Here is a 24615-nt window from a genome sequence, read left to right as displayed (position 1 = left end):
TTCATTATGGAGATACCTATGCGAGTTCATCTTCTTTTTGCTCTATCGGCAACCATTGGCCTGGCGAGTTATGCGTTGGCCGATACCAAAGTCGAAATGCATGAAGTCAATGCACAAGGGAACGGCAAGTCTGTCGGCACTGTCGTGATCTCTGAAACAGCCTATGGGCTGGTCTTCACTCCCCAGATCAAAGGCCTCAGCGGCGGCATCCATGGATTTCATGTCCACGAGAATCCAAGTTGCGATCCCGCGGAGCAAAAGGGCAAGCCGGTTGCGGCGGGAGCCGCGGGCGGGCATTACGACCCCGAGAAAACGAAGAAGCATGGTTTTCCTTGGGGACAAGGCCATCTGGGCGACTTGCCGGCGCTTTTTGTGGATAGCGATGGCAATGCCGTCAACCCGGTCCTGGCTCCCCGCTTGAAAAAACTGTCCGACGTCTCCGATCGCGCGCTGATGGTCCATATGGGCGGCGATAACCACTCCGACCATCCTCAGCCTCTGGGAGGCGGGGGATCACGCGTTGCCTGTGGTGTCATAGGCAAGTAGGAACCAGTTGGCCCGCGGGCAAGTCATCATGCGCCTGCGACTAATCGATCAGTGCACCGTTGTCATGGAAAGGATAAGGACCCTCAAACTGACCGATAGGCGCCAGGTGTGTGACCAGCCGTCTGCTCCTGGCGTCCCAGGCGTGCACACGGAAGCTGGGCGGTTCAAGCATCCACGTGGACGCCGCGGCGTCGTCAAGGTCCAGTGTCACTTGGTGCGCAGGCGCTGGCGACGTTGAAGCGATGGTGCCGCCGAACCTGACATCGATGGCGCGGTGCAGATGGCCGCAGATGATGCGTTCAATATTTTTGTATTGAGAAACGATCGCTTCAAGTAGGTCGCTGCCGGCGTTTAGGCCGATGGCGTCCATGTGCCCGATTAGCGTACGAAAAGGAGGGTGGTGCATGGCGATTATCACCGGGCGGTCCTGGCATTCTTGCAGCATGGCGTCCAGCCAGTCAAGTCGTTCTGTGCACAGCGATCCACCGCTTTCTCCAGCAATGCAGGTATCGATGGCGATCACTCGTACCGGCCCGATGTCTACGGCATACTGAATGAATGGGCCTTGTCCCAGATACGTGTGCTCCGGAAAACTGTCGCGCAGAGTTTGCCTGTCATCGTGATTGCCGGGCAACAAATACACCGGGATGTCGAGCGGTGAAAGCAGTTCCTTGAAATGCGCGTATTCGGTAGCTCTGCCAAAGTCGGTGAGATCACCGGTAATGACCACGGCATGGGGCCGTTGGCGCAGCGCCTTTATTGACGCGACTCCGGCACGCAGATAGGACGCGGTGTCTATCCTTCCGTAGGCAAGCTGCTTTGGTTCCCGGATATGGGGATCAGTCAGTTGGACAATAATGCTCATGGTCAGGCCTCTTGGGCGGCAAGAAAACGGGAGGGGTCAATGCATATTCCTACGGTCTCGCCCACCCGAAACAGTGTGTTTCCGGGCAGCTCCGCCATGATTGGCGCTTGCCCTTCGGTTCCCAGTTGCAGTTGCACGCGATCACCTAGAAAGGTGCGCCGCAGGACGCGCGCATGCGCCGTATCCGATGCCGGTTGTCCGACCTGGATGTCTTCGGGACGGATGAGCAAGTCCTGTTGAGGCTTCAAGTGGTCTGGGCATTCTATATCGTGTCCGCCTATGCGAACCACACCTCGATCGCGCTGTGCCGCGTCTCGGGAGATGCGGTTCACCCGTCCAAGGAATTGAGCGACGAACGGATGAGCCGGGTTCCGATAAAGTGACTCACCGTCACCCACTTGAACGATCGCGCCGGCATGCATGACGGCCAGCCGGTCCGCGATCGCGAGCGCCTCCTGCTGGTCGTGCGTAACATGGACGGCGGTGATGCCCAAGCGGCGCAGCAGTTCGGCCAGCTCGTCGCGTAGTGACTCCTTGAGCTTGGCATCTAGCGCGGCAAGCGGCTCATCCAGCAACAGGACCCGAGGGCGAACGGCAACGGCGCGCGCTAGCGCAACGCGCTGACGCTGTCCCCCCGACAATTCTGGAGCCCGTTTCTTCTCCAGACCGCTCAGGCGTACGAGGTCGATCAGTTCACCAACAATTTTGCGCCTTTCCGCTACGGGGACGCCACGGATCTTGAGGCCATAGCCGATATTTGCCTCGACGGTCATCTGCGGAAAGAGTGCATAGCTCTGGAAAACCATACCCACTCCGCGTTTCTCGGCGGGTTGGGCAGTGACGTCCTGACTTGCGAACAGAATGCGACTTCCGGCGTCTGCTGTCTCAAGGCCGGCGATGAGCCGCAACAAGGTTGTCTTGCCGCAGCCGGAGGGGCCAAGCAGTGCAAGGACTTCACCTGCTTCGATGTCCAGATTGGCGGGCAGCAAGGCCCGGGTGCCATCGGGAAAGGTCTTCGCGCACTCAATAACCTGGATGGGGATACGTTCGGGTGTCATGAATAGATGCTTGTCAGTTGGCGTAGCGCTTCTGGATGACGGTGGATACCGCTTGAAGCAGCCACAGTATCGGTAAGATAACGAGTAGAAAAATGAGCGTATAGGCTGATCCGACCTCGATGCGCATGGATGCGTAACTATCCGCCAGTCCCACCGGTAAGGTGCGGGTCAGCGGCGTATGCAGCATCCAGGTCAGGTTGAACTCGCCGATAGACAGGGTGAACACCATCAAGGTGCCTGCAACGATGGCAGGGAACACGGCCGGCACGAGTACGCCGAGGAACCGTTGCGTGAACGAGGCTCCCAGCGTACGGGCGGCCTCTTCAAGGGCGAGCAGTTCGTGACGCTGGAAGGCCGAGGACACCGTGCGCACCATGAACGGCAGCGTAAACACAATATGCCCAATAAGGATGAATCCAAAGCTCTGCCGCAGCAGGCTGACATGCCCATAAGTGAGGATCAGGGCCAGCGCCGTGGCCAGCCCGGGAACGGCCACCGGCAGTGTCAGGAGCTCTTCAAAAGCCCTGGCCCAGCGAGAGCGGCTGCGGGCTAGCGCATAGGCACACGGCACGCCTAGAACCAGGGTGCATGCGACACAGGCGAGTGCCACGACGATCGAGGCGAAAACCGTGCCGCCGTAGACCGCCCAGACTTCACCAAGCCAGCGCAGTGTCAGGCCGCTGGCCAGCCCCACACTGTAATTCTCGACGAGACCGGCCATGACGGACATGGCGATGGGAACCGCCATGAATAGCGTCACGGCCAGTGTCATCGTAAACATGAGCGGCGCGCGGCTGCCAGGATCAAGCCTTGTCATGGTCTGCTCTTACGTAGTTGGCGCGCTGGTTCCAGCGACTCGTGCAATGAACAGCACGAGCCAGGTCACAAGCCCCAGGGCAATGGAAAGCGATGCGGCCACTGCGAAATTGGCGTAGTTGGTGAATTCGTTATAGATGGTGATGGGAATCACCTCAAACTTGCTGGCCAAGGTGAACGCGGTGCCAAACGCACCCATGGCAGTGGCAAAAACAATGGCGCCGCAGGCGATCGTCGTGGGTGCCACCTGCGGTATCCAGACATCGCGCGTTATCGCCCAGCGGGATGCGCCCAGCACTCGGGCCGCTTCTTCAAGCTGCGCGTCCATGGCGCCGGCCGCGGCGGTGTACGACGCGATGGCCCGGGGCAAGGAAAAATACAGGTAGGCAAGAAACAAGCCTAGAAGGCCGTAGGCGAATGCGACGCGGCCCATACCAGCGGCGCTGGATAGCTGTGCTATCCATCCCTGGCGTCCACCCAGAAGAATGATGAAGAAACCGATAATGACTCCGGGAAAAGCCAGCGGCGCAGTCAGTATCGACAGCAAGGCCTGACGGCCGGGGAAACGGCGGCGTGCCAGGTAGATACCGACCGTTGCGCCCACTGCCAGCGTGACCACGGTAACGGCTAGCGACAGCACTAGCGTATTGACCATGCTCTGCAGATAGCGAGCATCGGTGAGGACCAGGAAGTAAGTGGCCCATCCTTGCCCTGCCGGCAGCGCGATCAGTCGCGCGACCGGCAGCAGCCAGAACGCCACGAAAAACGCCGCGGCTGGCGCTGCGCATCCGGCAAGGACAGCGCGGCGTCGATCAAAAGGTGGCGATAGGCGCGACATGGCTCGGTATCCTGTTTACTGAAGGCTTAGCGGACGTCTTTCAGATAGCGATCGGCGAAATTCCGCTGAACCGCAGCCATCTTGCTGTAATTCACTGCTTTGACGCGTTCGTATTCCGATGCAGGCAGGAAAAGGGCTTCCACATCCTTGGGCATTGCTTCCGACCGGACGGGGCGCAGGAATGCTCGCGCCCATATGGCCTGGCCTGCGTCAGACATGACAAAATCCAGGGCTTTGCGACCGTTATCGGCATGCGGTGCATTGGCCACCAGGCTCATTACATAAGGCACGGCCACTGTACCTTCGCCAGGTATCACGAATTCCACGTTGGCCTTGTCCTTGTACTTGGCGCGGTAGGCATTGAAATCATAGTCCAGCAAGATTCCGATTTCGCCGGAAAGCAGACGCGCGTAGGAAGTCTGCTTTGGCACGATGGGCGAGTTCGCCTGGAGCTTTTTGAAATACTCGATACCGGGCGTGAAATTGTCCAGTGTGCCGCCCATTGCCTGGTTGGCGGCCACGGCACCTACGTAACCGACAAAGGCGGAAGAGGGGTCCAGATAGGCGACCAGGCCCTTGTACTCAGGCTTGAGCAAGTCCGCCCAGGTGCGCGGCACAGGCTTACCTTCCAGCGCGTCGACGTTTACCATGAACCCCATCGTGCCGGAATGCGTGGTGAACCAGTGGCCGTCAGGGTCTTTTAAATCGGATGGAATGTCTTCCCAATGTGCTGGCTTGTAGGGTGCTACGACGCCTTTTTCCTGGGCCTGGATGGCGAAGGAAATGCCCATGTAGGTGATGTCGGCGACAGGGTTGCCTTTTTCCGCTACCAGCTGAGCGAGGGACTGTCCCGAGTTTTTATTATCGGCAGGAATGGTGACGCCGGTGTGCTGTTGGATGGCCTTGAGCTGGGTACCCCAGTCAGCCCACTCCGTAGGGCAGTTGTAGCAGATGGCTGTCTGGGCCGACACAGTGCCAGCAGCGGCGAGCCCAAGGGCAAACAGGCTGGCGCGGACGAATCTATTAAAAAGAATGGACATCTTGATCTCCATGAAACGATGACGGGGACGTGGTGTGGCGTAGTTATGATGTGGCGCAGCAATCAAAATGGGGCCTGCGCGCATGATTCGCCCCTGAAAAAATGGTAGGGAAGGGTGATGCTTTCTGACGCTCTTGGTTGGCGCCCTTCGTGCAGGGCGTGCAGCAGCAACCCGACGCTACGGCGTCCCATTTCATGGTTGGGCTGCACGATGGTGCTTAGAATGGGCGTCAAGTCCTGGCCCAGCCTTATGCCGTCAAAGCCAGTGATGCTCAAATCACCGGGGACGTTAAGCCCGCACTCGTGCGCCGCCCGCAGGGCACGGATGGCAATCAAGTCGTTGGAGCAGACCAAAGCTGTCGGACGAGACGGTGCCCGCAACACCTTCGCCACATCTTCGATAGCCTTCTCGATGAAAGGCACTTCAATCAGAGGGTGTGGCGCCAAGCCTGCCTTGTGCATGCCGTGAATGAAGCCGGCAAGCCTCTGCTGGGCGCGATCCGACGCATCGAGCTGGCCACACACCATTGCAATCCGCCGGTGCCCAAACTGCACCAATTCATGGACGATGTCGCACATCGCCGTGTCTCCAGCCACCGACACTGTGGGATGATGGGGATGTCGGTTGTAGACCAATGCATATGGGCTATGGCGTTGGACCAGCATTTGCAGTGCGAGGGATGTCTCGGCGTCCGATACGACTAGTATCATGCCGTCGACGCCGAAAGACTGCAGGGTCGCAACCGCCTCTTGTTCCATCTCAACACGGTAGTCGGTCGTGGCTGGCATGATCGAGTAGCCCAGGGCCGCCGTGGCCTGGGCGATACCTTGCAGGCACTCGGCGAATACGGGATTGACCAGGGTCGGCAGAATGACGCCCAACACCCGGCTGCGCTGCGTGCGCAAAGTCCTGGCCGAGGCGTTGGGGCGATATCCCAGTTCGCTGCAAATGGCTCGTACGTGTTCCCGCGTTGCCCCGCTGACCTTCTCGGGGCGGTTGAAAACCCGTGAGACCGTGGCGGGAGAAACGTTCGCACGCCGGGCAATTTCCAATATGGAAACCGGATCGACGCCTGCACTGTTCTTTTCCATCCTGGCCCTATGAAATCGATTTCTGGAAAACGTTTTCATAGTAGTGACGCTACATGACATGACGATGACACGACAGCGGTGCCGTTGGCCTCTTTGCTCCACGCACAGTCGCGCTGCCATAATTGCCGGGCTGCATTATTGCTTGTATGCTGACGTGGCTGAAGACCAAGGAAGTTTATGACGGAAGACGACAAGCAATTCATGGCACGCGCCATTGAGCTCTCGGAGCGGACATCGCTCATCGACAGCGCCGGCGGTGCCTTCGGCGCGGTCATCGTGCAAGATGGCAGCATCATCGGCGAGGGCGCAAATCGGGTGGTGGCCGAAAACGATCCGACCTGGCACGGTGAAATGGAGGCCATCCGCAATGCCTGCAAGGCCACTAACAGCTTCAAACTGCGCGATGCCACGCTTTATACCAGTGCAGAGCCATGCCCGATGTGCATGGCGGCTGCCTATTGGGCCGGAATCAAGAACATCTTCTACGCATCGACCAACGAAGATGCTTTCGAATATGGCGATTTCGATGACAGCCTAATCTACGAGGAAATCAAGAAGCCATTGGCGCAGCGCGCCATCCCAAGCGTGCAGATTATGCGCGACGAAGCCGTTGAAGTCTGGAAAAAGTACCAGAATAAGCCTGACCGCGTACCATACTGACCTTTTGCGTGGACTTTGAATGCGCCTGGACAAGTACCTGTGTGAAAGCACCGATCTGACACGCTCGCAAGCCCGCGGCGCGCTCGCCAGCGGTCGCGTCACCGTCAATGGCGCCGTAATGAAGAAGGGCACGCATGTGGTGCGGGATGGCGATGACGTGCGGTGGATGGATGAAACGCTAGTCCCCATCGGGCTGCGCTACATCATGCTGAACAAGCCCGCCGGCTACGAATGCAGCATACGCAATAGCCAACATCCTCCGGTCATGCACTTGCTCGACGTGGATAAACGAGAACGCTTGCATACCGTCGGCCGCCTTGATGTGGACACCACGGGACTCATCCTGATTACGGATGACGGCCAGTGGACGCATCGCATCATTTCTCCGCGCCACCGTTGCGACAAAGTCTATCTCGCCACGCTGGCCGAACCGCTACCCGACAATGCCGAGGATTTGTTCACGACCGGAATTCTGCTGGAGGGCGAGGACAAGCCTACGCTGCCTGCCGTGCTCGTGCGCGTCGATGAACGCTGCGCGCGCCTCACGATCCAGGAAGGCAAATACCATCAAGTCAGGCGCATGTTCGCATCCCTGGGCAACCATGTACTTGCATTGCATCGTGAACGAATCGGCCCGGTCGCCCTTGACGCCGACCTGCAACCAGGGGAATCCCGATACCTTAAACCCGACGAGGTGACAAGCCTGGCACAGACCGGCGACAGCGACGCGGCGGCCTGATCAAATCTACTGCCCTCACGCTAGGTAATGGGCGATATCAAGACCACGAATGATATCGGCCGTCGCGCCAACCAGGGTCGAGTGCGACCTGTTCGCCGGCAACGCCAAGGTCAGATTGTTCTTGATGGGCGGGTCGGTAATGGCGGAATAGGCCAGTTCGGCCTGGCCCGGCACATCGCTGATCGCAGACCGCGGGATAATGGTGAACATGTTTCCGTATGACGTTGTTTCCACGATGGTCTGCACGACATCGACTTCCGCCACGATGTTCAGCCGAACATTCAAATCGGTACAGGTGCTGTCCACCAGCGCGCGTATGGTGTTCGGGGCACTGGGCAACACAAGAGGATAGTGGTCCAGTTCGGTCACCTTGACGGTCGACGGAGGTGTTGGCCGACATGCCGGCGTGTAGGCCAATACCAGTTCTTCACGAAAAATCGATTCACAGATCATCAAGGCCGATGGCGGCGGCTCATAGAGCAATGCCAGATCGACCCGGTCCTTGATCAGCCATTCCCTCATCTCGGTACTGAGTCCTTCGGCAATCGTAATGGAGCCGTGGGGAAACATGGTCCTGAATTTTTGCACCAGGTGTGGCGTCAAGCGACGCGCAATGCGTGGCGGCATGCCTAGCCGCACCTTTCCCTGCTCCACTAGCCGGAAGCTTTGCATATCGTGCCTGGCATTCGTAGCCAGCTTGTGAATCGCTTTGGCATGCTCAAGGAAACGCAGGCCTGCTTCAGTGGGAACAACTCCGCGTCCCGTGCGCATCAGTAGGTGCTGTTTGAGCTCGGCTTCCAGCAACTGGACCTGGCGGCTCAAAGACGGTTGCGACACGCCCAGTATATCGACGGCGCTCGAGAAGCTGCCTTGCTCAGAAACAATGATGAAGTAATGGATTTGCTTTAGGTCCATCCCGGCATGATATACGTTTTTTCTATAGCTGAAGTCCATATACCGGTATTGCATCAAACCTCTGTGGTACGCATGATGGAGCCATCTAGAAAAAAACGAGGTTTTCATGTCCGATTGTGCGCCACCCCTGGATAACATCACGGCACCGGTTCGCTCGCTGCCACCTGGTGTATGCGATAGCCATTGCCATATTTTTGGCCCCGCGGCCCTATTTCCCTTTGCCGACGAGGCGCCCTATACGCCCCCTGATGCGCCGTTCGAAAAGCTGCGGGCCTTGCACCGCAAGCTGGGAATCTCGCGTGCGGTCATCGTGCAGGCAGGGTGCCATGGCTTCGATATGTCGGCAGTGCTGGACGCCCTGGAGAAGGGCGCGGGCCAGTACCGTGGTGTGGCTTTACTGGCGCCCGACGTCACCGCGGGGCAGATTGCTCACCTCGATCGTTGCGGCGTGCGAGCGGCACGGTTCAATTTTGTCGCTCACCTGGGTAATGCCGGCTGGCAGGATGTAGAACGTATTGCCGCGCTGGTTGCCCCCTTTGGCTGGCATCTATGTATACATACCGACAAGGGCTCGTTGCCGGGCGTGCTTCCCCTGCTCAAAAAATTGGACCTACCCTTTGTGCTGGATCACATGGGCCGGGTTGCCGCACAAGACGGTATTGATAGTGATGCATTCAGGGCAGTGCTCGATCTGAAGAATCAGCCCAATGCATGGGTAAAAATCTCTGGAATCGATCGCATATCGAGCTCCGGGAAAAGGCCGTTTATCGACGCGCAACCTTTCGTTGCAGCCCTGATCGATACGATGGCCGATCGCGTGCTGTGGGGCACTGATTGGCCGCACCCCAATGTGCGGGGCGAAATGCCAGATGACGGAGAGGTCCTGAATATTTTTACCGAGCTCTGTCCGGATCCCGCCATGCAAGCTCAGATATTGGTGGCCAACCCCCAGGCCCTGTATCGATTTGACGCCAGCAACGGCTTGGGCCGGGGTTAAAAAAACTAAGGAGTGGATATCATGAAAATCATTTTGATGAAGTTCCCGGGTGAGGAATTGGACGCGTCGCAAATTCTCAGCGAGCTCGGGGAGACGGCCAATTTCTTTGAGGTCCGGGAGGACGCAATGGCGGTCTATCACGGCGTCGACAGTGCTGAGTCCTATGTGTACTTGCAAATTCCCTTGGCTGGCGAGGAAGGCTCTGAAATGAAGGGACTTCAAGGACTATGCCAAGCCTTGCATGAAGCACTTGTCCCAGGTCATCCCATGGTCGAAGTCCTTTGGATGGAAAAGACGCTGGACGTGGCTGGTCATTCCGTCGGCAAACCCGTCGCCTGGCACTATGTGGTCGAAACCGACGTTCTGCCTGCTGCCGAAGACGATTTCAATGACTGGTATTCCAGCGAGCATCTGCCAGGCTTGGCTGCAGTACCGGGAACCATACGGGCAACACGCTACGTCAGCGACGAGGCCACGCCAAAGTATTTCGCCGCCTACGACCTGGAGACCAGGGAAACCTTTGGTTCCGAGCCCTGGCTGACGGTCCGTGGCACCGAGTGGAGCTCCCGGGTACGCCCCAATTTCATCAACACCAAAAGAACCATGTTCAAGAAAGCATCGGGTTCGTTCTAATCGGAAGGTAGACATGGCAAAGTTATTTGCACCAGAACCAGATCAAATGTCAGAGCACCAACGGCGCGTCTACGACGCGATCATGGCCGGTCCGCGCGGAAGGGTCCGGGGGCCGCTGGCCGTCTGGTTGCACCGTCCGGGCTTGGCCGAGCATGCGCAGGCGCTGGGCCAGTACTGCCGGTACGACTCCAGCCTGCCGCCACGCTTGTCGGAGCTTGCCATCTTGACCATGGCGGCCCTATGGCGCTCGGACTTTGAATGGTGGGCGCACCAGCCCATCGCGGTGAAGGCGGGTATTACCCCGGAAATAACCGAGTGCATTCGCCAGGGCAAGACGCCGGTCTTCGTCGAACAGGATGAAGCGCTGGTGTACGAATTCATTGGAAGCCTGGTCGAGAACCGGCGAGTGCCTGACGAGCTTTACCAGAGGGCAGTGCGGTTGCTGGACGAGCCCTCCGTGGTAGATCTGGTCGGACTGGCCGGCTACTACACCTTGATCTCCATGACTCTCAATGTTTTTGACATACAGCCGCCCGAGGGTGAAAGCCGATTCTTTGCACACGCCCACGATTGAGGCCAGGCAGTGCGAACTGCATCATCGTTTCAGGAAAATTCAATGTCCGGACGTTTGAACAACAAAGTCGTTATCGTCAGTGGCGCGGGTAGTGTGGGGCCAGGATGGGGCAATGGCCGAGCCATTGCCTACCGCTTTGCCCAAGAGGGGGCAAAAGTATTTGGGGTTGACCTTAATCCGGATACCCTTTTGGAGACTGTCGCCAAAGTCCGTGAGTTTGGTGGAGAAATAGCGACCTGGCACGCTGACGTCACCTCCGATGAGGCTGTCCGGTCCATGGTCCAGGCATGCATCGACACATATGGCCGTGTCGATGTGTTGGTCAACAATGTGGGCGGATCCAAAAAGGGCGGCCCTGTTCAGCTCGACGAAACCGCATGGGATCAGCAAATCGATTTCAATCTGAAAAGTGTGTTTCTGGGCTGCAAGCACGTGTTGCCTATCATGGAGGAACAGCAGTCAGGTTCCATCGTCAATATTTCTTCGACCTCGGGCATACGCTGGACCGGTTCTGCCCAGGTCGCCTACGCCAGTGCGAAAGCGGGAGTGATCCAGTTGTCCCGCGTTGTGGCGGTGGAATACGCCAAGCGAAATATTCGTTGCAATACCGTCATTCCAGGCCAGATGCATACGCCTATGGTTGAAACACGGCTTGCTGGGCAGCGTTCGGGTGGCGACATAGCCGGCTTGTTGGCGCAGCGGCAGTCGCGCATTCCATTGCCGTTCATGGGCGATGGGATGGACACGGCCAATGCAGCCTTATTCCTGGCTTCTGACGAGGCCCGGTTTATCACCGGGACTGAAATTCTTGTGGATGGAGGCATGAGTGCACGATGTGACTAACCTATCGTCCCGCTATCCTGACCCGGCGATCATTGCACTTGACCCGCGTTTTGAAAAGTTGGTATTGCCGTTGGCCGTGATTGAGAAGCTGGCCAGTGGGTGCCGCTGGGCAGAAGGCCCTGTCTGGTTTGGCGACGGCCGCTACTTGCTATGGAGCGACGTTCCCAACGATCGGATCATGCGGTGGGACGAAATCAGCGGACAGGTACACAGCTATCGCGAGAGCTCCAATTTTGCCAACGGCAATACCCGAGATCGGCAGGGCCGGTTGATCAGCTGCGAGCATCTTGGTCGGCGCGTTACACGGACGGAGTACGACGGAAAACTAACGGTGCTGGCTGACAGCGTTGACGGGAAACGGCTTAATTCACCGAATGACGTTGTGGTCAAGTCCGACGGCTCGATCTGGTTCACCGACCCCCCCTTCGGGATTGTGGGGTATTACCAGGGAGAAAAGGCGCCGCAGGAATTGCCTGCTTGTGTCTACCGGATAGACCCGGACTCCTGCCAGGTAACCATGGTGGCTGACTCGGTGGACGGACCCAATGGTCTGGCCTTCTCTCCCGACGAGAAAAAGCTATATGTCATCGAATCGCGCGCGCGTCCGCGTAATGTCCTGGTGTTTGACGTTACGCCGGATGGAAGGCGCTTGCGGAACCCGCGAGTCTTGTTCAATGCGGGTGATGGTACGCCGGACGGATTTCGGGTGGACGTTGCCGGGAACCTCTGGTGCGGATGGGGAATGGGCTCCGCAGACCTCGACGGCGTCAGGGTCTTCTCGGCAGAGGGCGACTTGCTTGGCAAGATAGCGTTGCCAGAACGTTGTGCCAATCTATGTTTCGGTGGGAAGCATCGAAATCGTTTGTTCATGGCGTCATGCACGTCGATTTACTCGCTCTACGTCAACACGCAAGGAATTGCGGGTGCCTGAGAGCTACAAGGAGGAAGTATGTTAGAAACTAAAAAACTGGCCCTGGGCAAGACTATTCTGGCGTTGGCACTTGGACTGTCGGCGGCAGGCGTGAATGCCAGCTCACCGACCACGATCGTCGTTGCGTTTCCCGCAGGTGGGCCGGCCGACTCTCTGGCACGGGTAGTCGCCAAGGAAATGGAGGTAACTCTTAAGACTTCCGTCATTGTCGAGAACAAGCCGGGCGGCAACGGAGCTATTGCTGCCAGCTACGTGGGGCGAGCAGCGCCCGACGGCAATACGCTATTTTTGAGTTCGGCCGGTGCGATCGCGATCAATCCGCCGTTGTATCCAAAACTTGTCTACAACCCCGACAAAGATCTTGCACCCATTTCGATGCTGGTCTCGACGCCCGAGGTTCTGGTCGTTCCGGCCAAGGGCAAGGTCAGGAACATAAGAGACTTCTTGAACGAAGCCAACAATGCAAGTGGCACCACCTTATCGTCGTCGGGCATTGGCAGCATGCCTCATATGGCAATTTCACTATTGAAGGCGCAGACACGGGCCAACATACTGCACATTCCATATAAAGGTGCCGCGCCTGCAATACAGGACACGATCGGCGGACAGGTGGGGGGCTTCTTCGGCGACATTTCTGGCCTGGTGTCGTTTATCAAGGACGATCGTGTGCTGCCCATTGCTATTGCAGCGCCGCAACGGTCGCGCGTCTTGCCGGAGGTGCCGACTTTTGACGAGCTCGGCATCAAGAATGTGTACGCCAATAACTGGTATGGGATCTTCGCTCCCAAAGGCACTTCCTCGGACAGAATCGCTACGATCAATGCGGCGGTACATGCAGCTCTGAAATCCGAGTCAGTCCTGAAGTATGTTGGGACCTCGGGTGTGGATGTCACCCCGACGACACCCGCAGAGTTCGCCGACATCATCAGCGCCGATACAAAGAAATGGGGCGACCTGATCAAGGCAGAGGGAATCACGGTCAACGAGTAATATCGTCACAGGGTGAAATGCCCCGGCCTGCATGCAGGCCGGGGCATTTCTATTTGCATGAAGCGCTGTCGGGCGTATGATTTTGAATATGGGTCTATCCACGCCGCACGCTACGGGCTGCGGTTTTGGAGTTGTGCCGTGCATCAATTCCTTTCTGTCGCCACCCTGAATGCCAAGGGGTATCAACGCTCCGGGGCCAAAGGCTGCTCACCTGCGCGTTATGACGATTTCAAGGTATTCGCTGGGCACCACCATACCCGCATCGCCGGAGCGATTGAACCGTTCGATCTGCGCCATGATGTCGGTGGTCAGGGCGGCTTGCGTCGACGATTCCAGGGACCCGAAGGCTTTGAGCAGTGGGCCGTAGTAGGTTTTGAAGACTTGCAGTCAGTGTTCCGGCGAACGATACCGAAACACGAAGTGGCGGGATTCAATACTGATCGACGCTGCCTGTGTTTCGAACAGCTCCTGGATATGCGTCTTCGTACCCCAGAGCGCGGGAGACTTGACGCCGGCAGGCGGTGGCAAATGCTTGCCTATGGTCTTGAATATTTGACCGATGAAGCCCTCGGGTGTCCAATTGGCGAGGCCAACTTTTCCTCCCGGACGGCATACCCGTATCAGTTCGGATGCTGCCTTTTCCTGATTGGGCGTGAACATGACGCCGAACGTCGACATGACGGCGTCAAAGCTAGAGTCCTCGAACGGCAAGGCTTCCGCATCCGCCTCGCGAAATTCGATCTGCAGACGCTCGGCGGCGGCGCGCTCACGTGCCCGGCCCAGCAGCGCAAGCACGTAGTCGGTGGCGACGACATCGCACCAGCGGCGCGCGGCAGCCAGGGACGCATTGCCATTGCCAGCTGCGACATCGAGCACTCTTTGTCCCGCGCGCAGGTCAAGGGCTTCGCACAATTGCTCGCCGACAATCTGCAGGGTCGTTCCAACAACGGCATAGTCTCCGGAAGACTAGGTCGCTTGCTGGCGCATTTTCAAGGCGGCAAGGTCAGGTTGTGCGGAATCGCCCGCCTGACTGGTGGTGGGCTGGGTAATCGTGGATGTGGACATCGTCGTTCTCCATTGAGGCTTGGTATGTGGGACGGCTTGGATCACCGCCGGGGTGAAGAGCCGGAATTCGTGTCGCGCTGCGATCACGGGCCGGACTCTTAATGGCTACGATAAGCATCCATCGTGGGGGCGATCGTGGTAGAGATCATGGAAATCACCGTGGAATCTGATCGATACGCTGACCTTACTTCGGGGGTGCAAATCCATGTGGGTCTGCTGGGACGCATGTCTATCAGCCGGGCGGGGCGCCCATTGACCCTGCCGGCGTCACGCAAGTTGCGCGCCCTGATCGCTTACCTTGCACTCGCTCCGCATGCACTGACGCGCGAGCGTCTTTGTGAACTTCTATGGGATATACCCAACGATCCCCGGGGCGAGCTACGCTGGTGCCTGAGCAAGGCAAGATGTCTGCTGGACGAACCGGCCCGTAGCAGGGTCAGGACGGACAAGGATACGGTCCGCCTGGATCTGACCGATTGCTATGTCGATGTGACCGATATAAACCGCTGGATGCAACAGGGTCTTCCCACGTTGGGTACAGAACGGCTACGTGCGCTCTCCGGAATATTTGGCGGCGACTTTCTGGAGGGGCTGCAGATAGAGCGCAGCCCGGACTTTCAAAGCTGGCTGAACGCCCAGCGACGGCGCCTGCGGGCCTGCCATGCTGCCATTCTCGAACACCTCGTCGCCCGCCTTGCTACCGGTTCCCAGGAGAGCTTTTCCTGCCTTGACAAGTGGTTGCAGCTCGTCCCCTTCGACCTGCGCGTGCACGAGCTGGTCCTGCAGGCGCTTACCCATCGCGGACGGTTGCGGGAAGGTGAAGAACATCTGGCGGCCACGGTTCGCGCCTTCGAGCTGGAGGGCTTGGACTCTGTACCCTTGCGCAAGGCATGGCGGGATGCAAAGACACGCGCTGCCGGTCATTCAGGGCCGGAACACACACTGCTCTGTGCCGCGGGGGCGACGCTGCCCGCCAGTGAATCCGACGCTTCTTCGAGCGGTGCGCGCCGCGCCTCGATCGTGATCATGCCGTTCTTGGATCGATCGGCCCCAAGCGGTGCGCGAGGCGGGATAGCTGATGCGCTTGCCTTCGACATCATTACCCGACTCGCAAAACTGCGCAGCCTCTTTGTTATTGCACAAGGTACTGCGTTTGCCCTGGACCAGCGCAATATAGGTCCGGAGGAGGCCGCCCGGACGTTGAACGTTGACTATCTTGTTAGCGGATCGCTGCGTCGCCAGGCGAAGCGTCTCATTGTGAATGTCGAGCTTGTTGAGTCAAGAACCGCCCGTATCGTGTGGGCCGACTTCTTTGACTACAGCCTGGACGATACTTTTCTTGCGCTCAATGAAATGGGTGACCGGATCGTTGCATCGATCGACACCGAAGTCGAGATGGCGGAGCGCAACCGGGCCATCCTCAAGCCACCCAGCTCACTGGACGCGTGGGGAGCACATCACCGCGGACTCTGGCATATGTACAGGTTCAACCGCGGTGATAATGAGTTGGCAATGCAGTTCTTCAAGACGGCGTTGCGGCTCGACCCGACGTTCTCACGGGCGTATGCCGGCTTGTCTTTTACTCATTGGCAAAACGCGTTTCAGGGTTGGGGCGAAGAACACCAGCGCGAGATTGATCTTGCCTTCGAGACTGCCGGGCAAAGCGTGTTTGTCGACGATCGCGATCCGGCCGCGCACTGGGCGATGGGGCGGGCCCTTTGGTTGCGCGGTGAGCGGGACCAATCCCTGACCGAGCTGCAGCGCACCATAGACCTCAGCCCCAATTTTGCACTCGGGCATTACACCCTGGGCTTCGTCAATTGTCAGTCTGGAGATGCCAAGGCGGCCATCGACTCGTCCGATCACTCACGCCGCCTCAGTCCTTTCGATCCGCTGCTCTTTGGAATGCTGGCCGTGCGCGCGATTGCGTTGGTCCGGCTGGGTCGCTTTGACGAAGCCGCCGACTGGAGCCTGATGGCGGTAGCGCGTCCGCATGCCCATGCCCACATCCTGGCGATCGCGGCACAGTGTCTTGCATTGGCCGGCCGGGTGGAGGAAGCGCGCAACTTGGTGAGTACCCTGCATAAATTGCAGCCGTCCTATTCGATCGATGGTTTCGTGGCTGCATTTCGGCTCTCTGCAGATACCGAAGCATTATTTCGCAAAGCCGCCGAGCGTATCGGAATAGCCTGATTGCAGTCTGCAAAGCCTGTATATTACGTGCGTTAACAACCCATCTGGAAACCGAATGCGCCTGGACAAGTACCTTTGCGAAAGCTCCGATCTCACACGTTCGCAGGCTCGGTCCGTGCTCCTCAGCGGCGATGTCACGGTCAACGGCGAGATCATGAAGCGCGGCACGCATGAGGTGCGGGAAGGCGACGAGGTTCAATGGGAAGGCGAAACCTTGTGCCTCATCGGACTACGCTACCTGATGCTGAATAAACCCGCCGGCCATGAATGCAGCAATCGCAATAGCCAACATCCGCCGGTAATCGACCTTCTCGACGTGGAAAAACGGGACCGTCTGCAGACTGTAGGCCGGCTTGACGTGGACACGACGGGATTGATCCTTGTCACGGATGACGGTAAATGGATGCATCGCATCATTTCGCCGCGCAACCGGTGTGAAAAGGTCTACCTCGTCACACTTTCCGACCCACTCCCGGAAAATGTCGAAAGCCTGGTCGCGACCGACACCGGGTTGGACGACGAAGCGCAGCGGGGCTTGTGTGCCTCGCTTGTTCGCGTCGGTGACCGCAGCATCCGGTTGACCATCCAGGAAGGCAAGGACTTTCACATTAAGCGCAAGTTCGAGTCCATAGGCGTTCCCGTACTTGCCTTGCACTGTGAACGAATCGGCCCGGTGGCGCTGGATGCTGATTTGCAGCCGGGCGAGTCACGCTACCTGACCGCAACCGAGGTGGCTGGACTCGCCCACAGTAGCGATGAAGCAGGTACCGACGACTAGAACTTGTGGCTCATGCCCACGCCGATCAGCGTCGCTTTCAAATCGTCCTGGAAAGCGACATTCTTGGCATAGGAGCCAATAGCGTAAAGGTCGGTGCGCTTGGATAGCGCGTAGGTATAACCCAGGCTATAACTATGTTGCGTCTTGGCGTCGCCTTCGCTTCGGGCATCAGCCACAGTCCAGGCGGCAAGAATTTCCCCGCTACTTCCCACAGGGGCGCTGATGCCGGCTACATACGAGTTCACTTTCAGGCCGTCCACTGCCGACAGCTCTTCCAACCCCTCATCGCCAATTTCCATTTCGGAGAACCAGCCGTTACGAGTTTGTCCGAAACCCGCGTGGAGCTTGATGACTTCGAAGTCGTAGCTTGCTGCAATATTCCATGACCGGACTGTTATGCCGCGCTCATCCTCGTCATACTGGTCATTCACTGCCGTCGGCGTCTTGAACTGGTCGTAAGTAAGGGCTGCTTCGAGAGGGCCGTTTTCGTAGACCAGACCCGTTGTGATGGCGCGAACGTTGGGCTCGCCGCCACCGTTCAGACGATATTGCTGGCTGCCGTTCGCGTTGAACGAATACCCCACGCCAAACCGGAAGCCATCTAATTCGGGTGTCTGATACATAACCATATTGTCATAGCGGACGTCGGCAGCACTGAATGCTGTCGACACTGAAGCCTGGTTGAAGTCTTCTCCGAATGGACTGGCGACCTCGGCAAAATATTTGGCGGCAATATTGGTTTGCCGGCCAACGTCCAGCCGTCCCCATGTTTCGGACTGTAAACCTACTGTGGCGTGACGGCCAAATAAACGAGTTTCGTACTCGGAAGTGTCGCCTGTGTTCAGATCAAAGCCGCTTTCCACCTGGAATATCGCCTGCAGGCCACTGCCTAGATCTTCGGCGCCTTGCAGACCCCACTGATTCTCAGTACGAATGCCGTTGATCATTCCCTTGCGGGTTGCCTTGAAATCATTGCCCCTTACCCGTTGATACCCGATTCCACCATCCAGACTGCCATACAAAATCACGGACGTTTCCGCGTGAGCGAGGCCGATAAATCCCGCTGACAAGGCAACGGCCACCAACTTCTTCTTCATGTGTGTCTCCGATTTGAGTCCCCCTTATGGAAAGGTCAAACCGGTATTTTGGTTTCCTCCCCTTTTTGGGTAAGTATTATGCACGACATATTGCCGTGCATCGGTGGCTCCGTCGACCAGTGGGCGTTCGCCGCGAAGGCGTCACAGCAGCGGCAGGCAATCTGCGAAAGGCCGGCCTTATCGAATACAGTCGTGGCCATGTGACCTTGCTCGATCGTGCCGGCTAGCACAGCACTGCGCGACTTCGGCACCGGCATAGCCGCCATCGCTCGGACATTCAGCTGCCGATTATTCCGCCGTCATCCTTAGTGATAATGATCGTGGACGAACGCGGTATTGAGCTGCCGCCATCAGGCCAGTGGCTATTGCCGGATTCGCCGGGATGCTGGATATTGATGAACATAGTCTTGCTATCCGGTGTGAAGGTAATACCAGTGACCTCGCACTCTTTGGGCCCCACGAAGAAGCGGCGTATTTCTTTGCTTGTTGGGTCGGCACATAGCATCTGGTTATTGCCCTGGCCCTCGTAGTCGCCAGAGTTGCTGTACTTTCCGTCGGTCTGTATCCACAATCGGCCTGCCCTATCGAACGCCAGGCCGTCAGGACTGTTGAAGGTGTTGTCGACGGTGATGTTGGCCGAGCCCGACATCAGGTCGTCACGGTTGGTGTGTTTTTTTGGATTGCCAGCCAGCGCGAAAATATCCCACTCGAATGTGGTGGCAGCCGCGTCGCCGCCGGTTTCGCGCCAACGGACGATCTGCCCGTAGATGTTGCGGGCTCGCGGATTGGCCGCGTCAGGGGTCGTACGCTTGTCATTATTGGTCAAGGCAACGTAGACATCACCGTTTCCCGGATGTACGCTTACCCATTCGGGGCGATCCATCTTGGTGGCACCCGCGGCGTCAGCGGCCAGGCGCGTGTTGACGAGGATAGCAGCCTGGTTGCCAAAGCGGGGGTCTTTGGCAAGCTTGGCATTCGCGGCCTTGTCCAGCGGGATCCATACTCCCGTGCCCATGAAGTCGCCGTTGGCTTTGCCATCTCCAAATCTAGCTACGTACAGCCTCCCCGCATCGAGCAGGGCCGAGGTGTCGCCGCCTTCCCGATAGACGCCGTCGGATACAAATTTGTATAGGTAGTCGTCGCGTTGATCATCACCCATGTAGACGACGATGCGCTTGTCGGCAGACAATGCGTACGCCGCGTTCTCGTGCTTTATGCGGCCGAGTGCGGTGCGCTTCTTGGGTCTCGATGCAGGGTCGAAAGGATCGATTTCGACGATCCAGCCGTGGCGGTTGGACTCGTTCGGCTCTTTGGCATAGTCGAATCGATCGACGAATTCCTCCCAGCGGTACTCTGTGCTGTTGGCTGCCAGGCCATAGCGCTTCTGTGCGGCAGTGCGGGAGTCATTGCCAGATGTAGTGCCGAAGTAATTGTTGAAATTTTCTTCACAAGACAGGTAGGTGTTCCATGGCGTCCAGCCGTTACCGCAATTATTGAACGTACCCAGCACACGCGTTCCAGTGGGATCCGCTTTGGTCTTCAGGAGTTCGCTACCCGCAGCAGGCCCTGTAAGGTCCATTGGGGTCGAAGCCGTGATGCGACGGTTGTAATGGGAATCGAGCTTGATCTCCCATTTTCCGGCGGCGTCGCGCAAGACATGAATTATCGAAACGCCATGGGCATTCATGGCCTTTTCGGTTTTTTCAGCCGTCCAGGGCTTGCTGCCGTTGGCGCCGAACAGCCATGTATAGTCGCCGTTCTCGACGGTAGTGTATTCATGATTCAGCACCAGCAAGCCTTCAGTGCTACTGCCATCGATGGGAAAAAAATGAATACCGTCATGATTATCTCCAACCTGGAGAGCCTGTGCAGCGGAGTCGTCACTGGCGTCCGGTTGCCACTCGGAAGCGTTTGCGAACAGCGGTGTGCCCCAAGGCGCAAACACGGCGGCGGTATAGCCCGCCGCGATTTTTATCGTATCGTCGGTCGAAATTGGAATGGCGTTGAAGCCCAGTAGCGTAGCGGGTTGCTTAGTGTCGCCCTTGTCTTCACTTTTTGCCCTGGCAACCAAAGGGCCGGCCAGGAATAGGGCGGCTGATAATCCAATACCAGACTTAAGAAACCCGCGCCGGCTGCTTGCACGTGCAACAACATCCTGGAAATGTTGATTTTCAGAGGTGTTGGTCGGAAGGTCTTCTGAATCCAGGGCGTAATATTTTTGCATCGAACTGCTCGACTATGATGAAAGTGAGCATCCAGTATCCCGGGTGCTCATTACAGCCGTATTAAACTATTTTGCCTGAAGCAACTGTTTGGCGTTCAATAGCACCAGTTCGTTATCGTCCTGCCGGTTAGGGTCGCGGCTGGCAGGAACTTCCGGCTGTGCCACTGCGACCGCCGTGGCAGAACTCACTACCGCGGCCAATACCGACAAACGGAAGCGTTTCATGTGGACTTCCTCAGGACTAGGGAAATAGGGCAGTCCGGGATCGAATATGACGATGATATGAACGACTGAGGATTCAGTTGCGCGCGGACAACCGAGGTATTCGGTATTATCTACACCGGCTTCCTCGACGAGTGGGGCCGACGGGTGGCCTTAATTGACGCGACCGCCCGAATGCCCTTGCGTGAGGATGGTTTGTGAGTTCAGTTCAAAGTATTCTGGTGTTGGTAATTCTGGTGCTGGCTGCCGGCTTTCTTTCTTTGACGGAGATTGCCTTTGCTGCGGCGCGGAAAATAAAACTCAAGCTCATGGCCGAAGCAGGGGATGAGCGCGCCTTGAAAGTGATGGCAATACAGGCACAATCCGCCAGTTTCTTTGCCGCATCGCAAATCGGGCTGAACGCGGTGGCCATCCTCGGCGGTATTCTTGGCGAAGCGGCGTTTCGTCCTTATTTTCTTGGCTTGCTCAGCTACGTATACATAGGAGCATGGGCGGAGCAGATCAGCTTCGTTCTTTCGTTTGTTTTTGTCACCTTATTGTTCGTGCTGTTCTCCGACCTGATGCCGAAACGTCTGGCCATGATGGCTCCCGAGCGGTTTGCGGTCGCGGTGATCAACCCCATCAACGTCTTTATCCGTATTTGCAGACCGTTTTCCTATGTGTTGAATCTGGTGGCGAACCTGCTTTTTCGACTGTTCAACGTCAACACCGCGCGCGAAGACAATATCACTTTTGACGATATCTCGGCGGTTGTTGAGGCCGGAGCGCAGGCTGGGGTGCTGCAGCAGCAAGAACAGCACTTCATTCAAAACGTTTTTGAGCTTGAGTCCCGACTGGTGTCATCTTGCATGACCGGCCGCGACAGTGTCGTCTTTATTAACTTGAGCGAATCCGAAGAAAGCATTCGCCAGAAGATAGCCCTACATCCCTATTCCAAATTTCCAGTATGTGATGGTGTAATCGATCACGTGATCGGCTATGTCGACACCCGGGACATACTGGTTCTCTGGCTGGGCAGGCAGTCGTCGTTTCAAATCAACGAAGCGAGTCTGCGCACCGTCTTGATCATTCCCGACACATTGAAGTTGTCGGAGCTGTTGGATAAGTTCCGGGCATCAAAAGAAACCTTTGCAGTGGTGATCAACGAGTACGCACTGGTGATAGGGGTGGTTACGCTCAGCGACATCATGGTGACCGTCATGGGAAACTGGGGTAGCTCCCTGGACGAAAGCAATCAGATTCTGGAACGTGACGATGGGTCTTGGCTTATCGAAGGAGGGACTCCCATTGAAGATCTCAAACGCGCCATGGGAATCGATCAGCTTCCCGAAGAAGAGAATTACGAAACCGCGGCAGGCTTCATGATGTTCATGTTGCGCAAAGTCCCCAAGCCGACAGACAGCGTGGAGTACGCCGGGGTCAAATTTGAAGTGGTCGATGTGGATCATTACCGCATTGACCAATTGCTTGTGAAGCGTATAACGCCGCTATGATCAAAAACCAGTGTGCCTGGCTCTTATGTGGCAGGCTCGAATAATTGGTGATTTGGTTTACATCGCTCAGTTAACAAGAGCAAGCGTTTCCTTGTATGCGACAGCGCGTCCGGTGTCTTCAATCCATTCGAATCGCAATTCGCCGCTCTGCCGGGGTGTCACTTCGAACCGAAGGTAGGGGTTCATCGAAAGCGAGCGGTAATAGGTTGCCTTAATCAGCGGCCTGTCTCCCAGTGTCGCAGAGAATGTCTTGATGATGCGTTGTGGGGGAGTGACACCCGCCGCGTCTGCCGCCAGGCCAGTCGTCATGGGATGGGTGATCATGGTCAGGACTTCGCCCGTGGTGCCTTGCTTCCATGTTTTCGGCACGCGCACGCGTGCCTTCATTTCGTTGGCGCTGTCGGGTTGCCCCGGCGCGATGCAGCCGCTGGTGGTGACCCGCACGTCGCGCCCGGCAATCATGACGCGGCCGTCGTCCATGTGGGCGATCGCAATCACTGTTTGCGATTCGCTCAACCGGATCCGGGTGCTCAGGTTCAATGTGTTGATTTCTTGCCCGAAATCGAATTCGGCCACACTGGCTGTGGGATTTCCAGGTGCAAAAACAGCCAGGCGCCGGATGGGCGACCTGCTTGGGTCCAGACCTGCATTAACGGTCAGTGGCACGGCGGAGCCATCTTCCGCCACCAGGGGCAAACCCATCAGCAAGGCCTCATCGGACAGCTTCGCGTCGCCGATCCAGTCGCGGATGGTAGCGATGCCTCGCCACGATTGTGCTGTCGTCAGCCGTGGGAGACATAGGGCAGTGACGCCGGCCAGCGTACATTGCAATACCCGCCGTCGCGTTATGGAACGGTCGGTTTCCGGATGAATTGCTGGAAAACCCATTAGACAAGACGCGGGCATACCTCGCGCTCCGTATAAGACTGCAATTTCAGGTGTGGGCTCATGTTGACTGAACGGTAGGGGAGGCTGTCATGATTGACCCTGATGAACCCGCCCATGCGAGGCGCGCGCCCACGACAATGGCAAACGCCGATACCATTGAGCTATAGGCCAGGGTGGACAGGCCCGTCAAGCCTTGGCCTATCGAGCAGCCCAGGGCCAGGGCGCCGCCCGCTCCCATGAGGGCACCACCCGCAATATAACGCGACATCTGTCCGGCCGATTCGAATCCTTCGATCCGGTATCGACCCCGCAGTACCGCGGCCAAGAAAGAGCCGACCAGCACACCTAGCACCACTGTGATACCGAAACGCAGGCTCATGCCCGTGGCAATCATTGCGTAGTGCAAGGTATCGCCGATGGGACCAACAAAAGTCAGCGATGCGACTGGCGTCGGTTCGAAATCGTCAGCGCCCAGCCATCCAGTCACCAGCCAGCCGGCTGCGACCAGCAGGCCAATGATGGCCCCGCCCGTCAAATCGGTCGCCCGCTGCCCGGATTCGCGCGGTCGCAAGGCGAAAAGCGTCAGCGCTGCAACCAGGATCCACACTGTCAGGGATCGGGGTAGGCCTTGTGGCACTGCTATCGATGTTGGCGAGAATGTTGTGAAGTCTGAAATAAGGACACGCAATGGTGCCGCAATGCCTGTAAGGGTTATATAAGCGGATATGCCCAGGCACACCAGCACTACGAACGATCTGAGGTTGCCCTGGCCCAACAATATGAGCGCGCGCGCGCCGCATCCATTGGACAGGCCCATGCCATAGCCGAACATGAGCCCGCCAACAGGGAGCAACAGCCAGGAAAACGAGGGCGTCATGTACATGGACTTGGTGATGTCCGCCAGCCCCAATGATGCGGCAACGTGGGTGCCCGCCAAAGCAACCGCCAATGCCAGGGCGTAGGCATGCAGCTTGTAGCCGGCACGGCCTGACCAGTATTCCCTAAGGCCCCGATGCAGGCAGAACCCGGTGATCTGGCCGCAGACACCAAAGACAACACCAATGGCCAGGCCGGCCCAGGGTACCAATTCAAGTTGTGGCATAGGCAATGTAAACATTG

At 57.6% G+C, this 24615-nt stretch carries 24 protein-coding genes and 1 pseudogene; 12 read left to right on the top strand and 13 right to left on the bottom strand.

Annotation, left to right across the window (positions count from 1 at the left end; translation table 11 throughout):
* Positions 1-18 precede the first annotated feature (18 nt).
* Entirely contained in the window at positions 19-546 is a 528-nt protein-coding gene (gene sodC / locus CR155_RS12335) for a superoxide dismutase family protein (protein ID WP_102070325.1), read from the top strand.
* A gap of 40 nt (positions 547-586) precedes the next feature.
* Here sodC and CR155_RS12330 read toward each other — a convergent pair whose 3' ends face one another.
* The 6 genes from CR155_RS12330 to CR155_RS12305 all read right to left on the bottom strand — a co-directional run bounded on the left by CR155_RS12330 (position 587) and on the right by CR155_RS12305 (position 6254).
* Complete coding sequence (locus CR155_RS12330; protein WP_102070324.1) at positions 587-1411, bottom strand: phosphodiesterase; 825 nt, start codon at positions 1409-1411, stop codon at positions 587-589.
* 2 nt (positions 1412-1413) lie between these two features.
* Positions 1414-2469 carry an ABC transporter ATP-binding protein gene (locus CR155_RS12325; protein ID WP_102070323.1) on the bottom strand — a complete coding sequence of 352 codons (1056 nt, stop codon included), beginning with the start codon at positions 2467-2469 and terminating at the stop codon, positions 1414-1416.
* Between the two features lie 13 nt (positions 2470-2482).
* Complete coding sequence (locus CR155_RS12320) at positions 2483-3286, bottom strand: ABC transporter permease (RefSeq protein ID WP_233214224.1); 804 nt, start codon at positions 3284-3286, stop codon at positions 2483-2485.
* 9 nt (positions 3287-3295) lie between these two features.
* Positions 3296-4123 (bottom strand): ABC transporter permease, encoded by an 828-nt coding sequence (locus CR155_RS12315; protein ID WP_102070322.1) that lies wholly within the window; start codon positions 4121-4123, stop codon positions 3296-3298.
* Positions 4124-4149: 26 nt separating this feature from the next.
* Positions 4150-5163 carry an ABC transporter substrate-binding protein gene (locus tag CR155_RS12310; RefSeq protein WP_102070440.1) on the bottom strand — a complete coding sequence of 338 codons (1014 nt, stop codon included), beginning with the start codon at positions 5161-5163 and terminating at the stop codon, positions 4150-4152.
* Between the two features lie 62 nt (positions 5164-5225).
* Positions 5226-6254, bottom strand: coding sequence for a LacI family DNA-binding transcriptional regulator (locus CR155_RS12305; RefSeq protein ID WP_102070321.1), 1029 nt, complete (start codon positions 6252-6254; stop codon positions 5226-5228).
* A 177-nt stretch (positions 6255-6431) separates the two neighbouring features.
* On the opposite strand from CR155_RS12305, the gene CR155_RS12300 reads away from it, so the two are divergent.
* Positions 6432-6914 (top strand): nucleoside deaminase, encoded by a 483-nt coding sequence (locus CR155_RS12300; protein ID WP_102070320.1) that lies wholly within the window; start codon positions 6432-6434, stop codon positions 6912-6914.
* A gap of 19 nt (positions 6915-6933) precedes the next feature.
* On the top strand, positions 6934-7653 hold the full coding sequence (locus CR155_RS12295; RefSeq protein WP_102070319.1) for a pseudouridine synthase: 720 nt from the start codon (positions 6934-6936) through the stop codon (positions 7651-7653).
* Positions 7654-7668: 15 nt separating this feature from the next.
* Here the strand turns inward: CR155_RS12295 and CR155_RS12290 are convergent, their stop codons facing one another.
* A complete protein-coding gene (locus CR155_RS12290) occupies positions 7669-8568 on the bottom strand; it encodes a LysR family transcriptional regulator (RefSeq protein ID WP_102070439.1) in 900 nt (299 codons plus the stop codon).
* Positions 8569-8674: 106 nt separating this feature from the next.
* Here CR155_RS12290 and CR155_RS12285 point away from each other — a divergent pair, with 106 nt between their 5' ends.
* From CR155_RS12285 to CR155_RS12260, 6 genes are read left to right on the top strand one after another with little or no spacing between them, the layout of a single operon-like run.
* A complete protein-coding gene (locus tag CR155_RS12285; protein ID WP_102070318.1) occupies positions 8675-9565 on the top strand; it encodes an amidohydrolase family protein in 891 nt (296 codons plus the stop codon).
* A 21-nt stretch (positions 9566-9586) separates the two neighbouring features.
* Positions 9587-10198 (top strand): DUF4286 family protein, encoded by a 612-nt coding sequence (locus tag CR155_RS12280; protein WP_102070317.1) that lies wholly within the window; start codon positions 9587-9589, stop codon positions 10196-10198.
* Positions 10199-10211: 13 nt separating this feature from the next.
* Positions 10212-10772 (top strand): carboxymuconolactone decarboxylase family protein, encoded by a 561-nt coding sequence (locus CR155_RS12275; protein WP_102070316.1) that lies wholly within the window; start codon positions 10212-10214, stop codon positions 10770-10772.
* A gap of 42 nt (positions 10773-10814) precedes the next feature.
* Positions 10815-11615: an SDR family NAD(P)-dependent oxidoreductase gene (locus CR155_RS12270; RefSeq protein WP_102070315.1), complete on the top strand. Its 801-nt coding sequence runs from the start codon at positions 10815-10817 to the stop codon at positions 11613-11615.
* Complete coding sequence (locus CR155_RS12265; protein ID WP_102070438.1) at positions 11608-12546, top strand: SMP-30/gluconolactonase/LRE family protein; 939 nt, start codon at positions 11608-11610, stop codon at positions 12544-12546. The genes CR155_RS12270 and CR155_RS12265 overlap by 8 nt, the downstream gene beginning before the upstream one ends.
* Before the next feature lie 18 nt (positions 12547-12564).
* Complete coding sequence (locus tag CR155_RS12260; protein WP_102070314.1) at positions 12565-13536, top strand: Bug family tripartite tricarboxylate transporter substrate binding protein; 972 nt, start codon at positions 12565-12567, stop codon at positions 13534-13536.
* Between the two features lie 207 nt (positions 13537-13743).
* On the opposite strand, the pseudogene CR155_RS12255 reads toward CR155_RS12260, so the two are convergent.
* A pseudogene (locus CR155_RS12255) lies at positions 13744-14601 on the bottom strand (class I SAM-dependent methyltransferase).
* A gap of 159 nt (positions 14602-14760) precedes the next feature.
* Here CR155_RS12255 and CR155_RS12250 point away from each other — a divergent pair.
* Positions 14761-16794, top strand: a complete 2034-nt coding sequence (locus CR155_RS12250; RefSeq protein WP_233214222.1) for a transcriptional regulator — start codon at positions 14761-14763, stop codon at positions 16792-16794.
* A gap of 55 nt (positions 16795-16849) precedes the next feature.
* A complete protein-coding gene (locus CR155_RS12245; protein ID WP_102070313.1) occupies positions 16850-17572 on the top strand; it encodes a pseudouridine synthase in 723 nt (240 codons plus the stop codon).
* Here the strand turns inward: CR155_RS12245 and CR155_RS12240 are convergent.
* The 3 genes from CR155_RS12240 to CR155_RS20795 all read right to left on the bottom strand — a co-directional run bounded on the left by CR155_RS12240 (position 17569) and on the right by CR155_RS20795 (position 21118).
* Positions 17569-18669, bottom strand: a complete 1101-nt coding sequence (locus tag CR155_RS12240) for a porin (protein WP_102070312.1) — start codon at positions 18667-18669, stop codon at positions 17569-17571. The two genes, CR155_RS12245 and CR155_RS12240, sit on opposite strands and share 4 nt — an antisense overlap.
* A gap of 277 nt (positions 18670-18946) precedes the next feature.
* Complete coding sequence (locus tag CR155_RS12230; RefSeq protein ID WP_102070311.1) at positions 18947-20893, bottom strand: PhoX family protein; 1947 nt, start codon at positions 20891-20893, stop codon at positions 18947-18949.
* Positions 20894-20959: 66 nt separating this feature from the next.
* Positions 20960-21118 (bottom strand): hypothetical protein, encoded by a 159-nt coding sequence (locus CR155_RS20795; RefSeq protein WP_158238265.1) that lies wholly within the window; start codon positions 21116-21118, stop codon positions 20960-20962.
* Between the two features lie 194 nt (positions 21119-21312).
* On the opposite strand from CR155_RS20795, the gene paeA reads away from it, so the two are divergent.
* On the top strand, positions 21313-22608 hold the full coding sequence (gene paeA, locus CR155_RS12225; RefSeq protein WP_102070310.1) for a polyamine export protein PaeA: 1296 nt from the start codon (positions 21313-21315) through the stop codon (positions 22606-22608).
* A gap of 66 nt (positions 22609-22674) precedes the next feature.
* On the opposite strand, the gene CR155_RS12220 is transcribed toward paeA, so the two are convergent.
* Both CR155_RS12220 and CR155_RS12215 read right to left on the bottom strand, forming a co-directional pair.
* On the bottom strand, positions 22675-23514 hold the full coding sequence (locus CR155_RS12220; protein ID WP_102070309.1) for a thiosulfate oxidation carrier protein SoxY: 840 nt from the start codon (positions 23512-23514) through the stop codon (positions 22675-22677).
* Between the two features lie 40 nt (positions 23515-23554).
* On the bottom strand, positions 23555-24613 hold the full coding sequence (locus tag CR155_RS12215; RefSeq protein ID WP_233214220.1) for a YeeE/YedE family protein: 1059 nt from the start codon (positions 24611-24613) through the stop codon (positions 23555-23557).
* Between the last annotated feature and the right edge of the window lie 2 nt (positions 24614-24615).

The organism is Pollutimonas nitritireducens, from assembly GCF_002849615.1.
GTDB lineage: Bacteria > Pseudomonadota > Gammaproteobacteria > Burkholderiales > Burkholderiaceae_B > Pollutimonas > Pollutimonas nitritireducens.
The sequence above is the reverse complement of the archived record's forward strand: the minus strand, read 5'-3'. Positions and strand labels throughout refer to the sequence as shown.

Excerpts from the sequence above, each read along its gene's own strand:
- sodC (WP_102070325.1), top strand. The coding sequence starts at position 19 with ATGCGAGTTCATCTTCTTTTTGCTCTATCGGCAACCATTGGCCTGGCG.
- CR155_RS12330 (WP_102070324.1), bottom strand. The coding sequence starts at position 1,411 with ATGAGCATTATTGTCCAACTGACTGATCCCCATATCCGGGAACCAAAG.
- CR155_RS12325 (WP_102070323.1), bottom strand. The coding sequence starts at position 2,469 with ATGACACCCGAACGTATCCCCATCCAGGTTATTGAGTGCGCGAAGACC.
- CR155_RS12320 (WP_233214224.1), bottom strand. The coding sequence starts at position 3,286 with ATGACAAGGCTTGATCCTGGCAGCCGCGCGCCGCTCATGTTTACGATG.
- CR155_RS12315 (WP_102070322.1), bottom strand. The coding sequence starts at position 4,123 with ATGTCGCGCCTATCGCCACCTTTTGATCGACGCCGCGCTGTCCTTGCC.
- CR155_RS12310 (WP_102070440.1), bottom strand. The coding sequence starts at position 5,163 with ATGTCCATTCTTTTTAATAGATTCGTCCGCGCCAGCCTGTTTGCCCTT.
- CR155_RS12305 (WP_102070321.1), bottom strand. The coding sequence starts at position 6,254 with ATGGAAAAGAACAGTGCAGGCGTCGATCCGGTTTCCATATTGGAAATT.
- CR155_RS12300 (WP_102070320.1), top strand. The coding sequence starts at position 6,432 with ATGACGGAAGACGACAAGCAATTCATGGCACGCGCCATTGAGCTCTCG.
- CR155_RS12295 (WP_102070319.1), top strand. The coding sequence starts at position 6,934 with ATGCGCCTGGACAAGTACCTGTGTGAAAGCACCGATCTGACACGCTCG.
- CR155_RS12290 (WP_102070439.1), bottom strand. The coding sequence starts at position 8,568 with ATGGACCTAAAGCAAATCCATTACTTCATCATTGTTTCTGAGCAAGGC.
- CR155_RS12285 (WP_102070318.1), top strand. The coding sequence starts at position 8,675 with ATGTCCGATTGTGCGCCACCCCTGGATAACATCACGGCACCGGTTCGC.
- CR155_RS12280 (WP_102070317.1), top strand. The coding sequence starts at position 9,587 with ATGAAAATCATTTTGATGAAGTTCCCGGGTGAGGAATTGGACGCGTCG.
- CR155_RS12275 (WP_102070316.1), top strand. The coding sequence starts at position 10,212 with ATGGCAAAGTTATTTGCACCAGAACCAGATCAAATGTCAGAGCACCAA.
- CR155_RS12270 (WP_102070315.1), top strand. The coding sequence starts at position 10,815 with ATGTCCGGACGTTTGAACAACAAAGTCGTTATCGTCAGTGGCGCGGGT.
- CR155_RS12260 (WP_102070314.1), top strand. The coding sequence starts at position 12,565 with ATGTTAGAAACTAAAAAACTGGCCCTGGGCAAGACTATTCTGGCGTTG.
- CR155_RS12245 (WP_102070313.1), top strand. The coding sequence starts at position 16,850 with ATGCGCCTGGACAAGTACCTTTGCGAAAGCTCCGATCTCACACGTTCG.
- CR155_RS12240 (WP_102070312.1), bottom strand. The coding sequence starts at position 18,669 with ATGAAGAAGAAGTTGGTGGCCGTTGCCTTGTCAGCGGGATTTATCGGC.
- CR155_RS12230 (WP_102070311.1), bottom strand. The coding sequence starts at position 20,893 with ATGCAAAAATATTACGCCCTGGATTCAGAAGACCTTCCGACCAACACC.
- CR155_RS20795 (WP_158238265.1), bottom strand. The coding sequence starts at position 21,118 with ATGAAACGCTTCCGTTTGTCGGTATTGGCCGCGGTAGTGAGTTCTGCC.
- CR155_RS12220 (WP_102070309.1), bottom strand. The coding sequence starts at position 23,514 with ATGCCCGCGTCTTGTCTAATGGGTTTTCCAGCAATTCATCCGGAAACC.
- CR155_RS12215 (WP_233214220.1), bottom strand. The coding sequence starts at position 24,613 with ATGTTTACATTGCCTATGCCACAACTTGAATTGGTACCCTGGGCCGGC.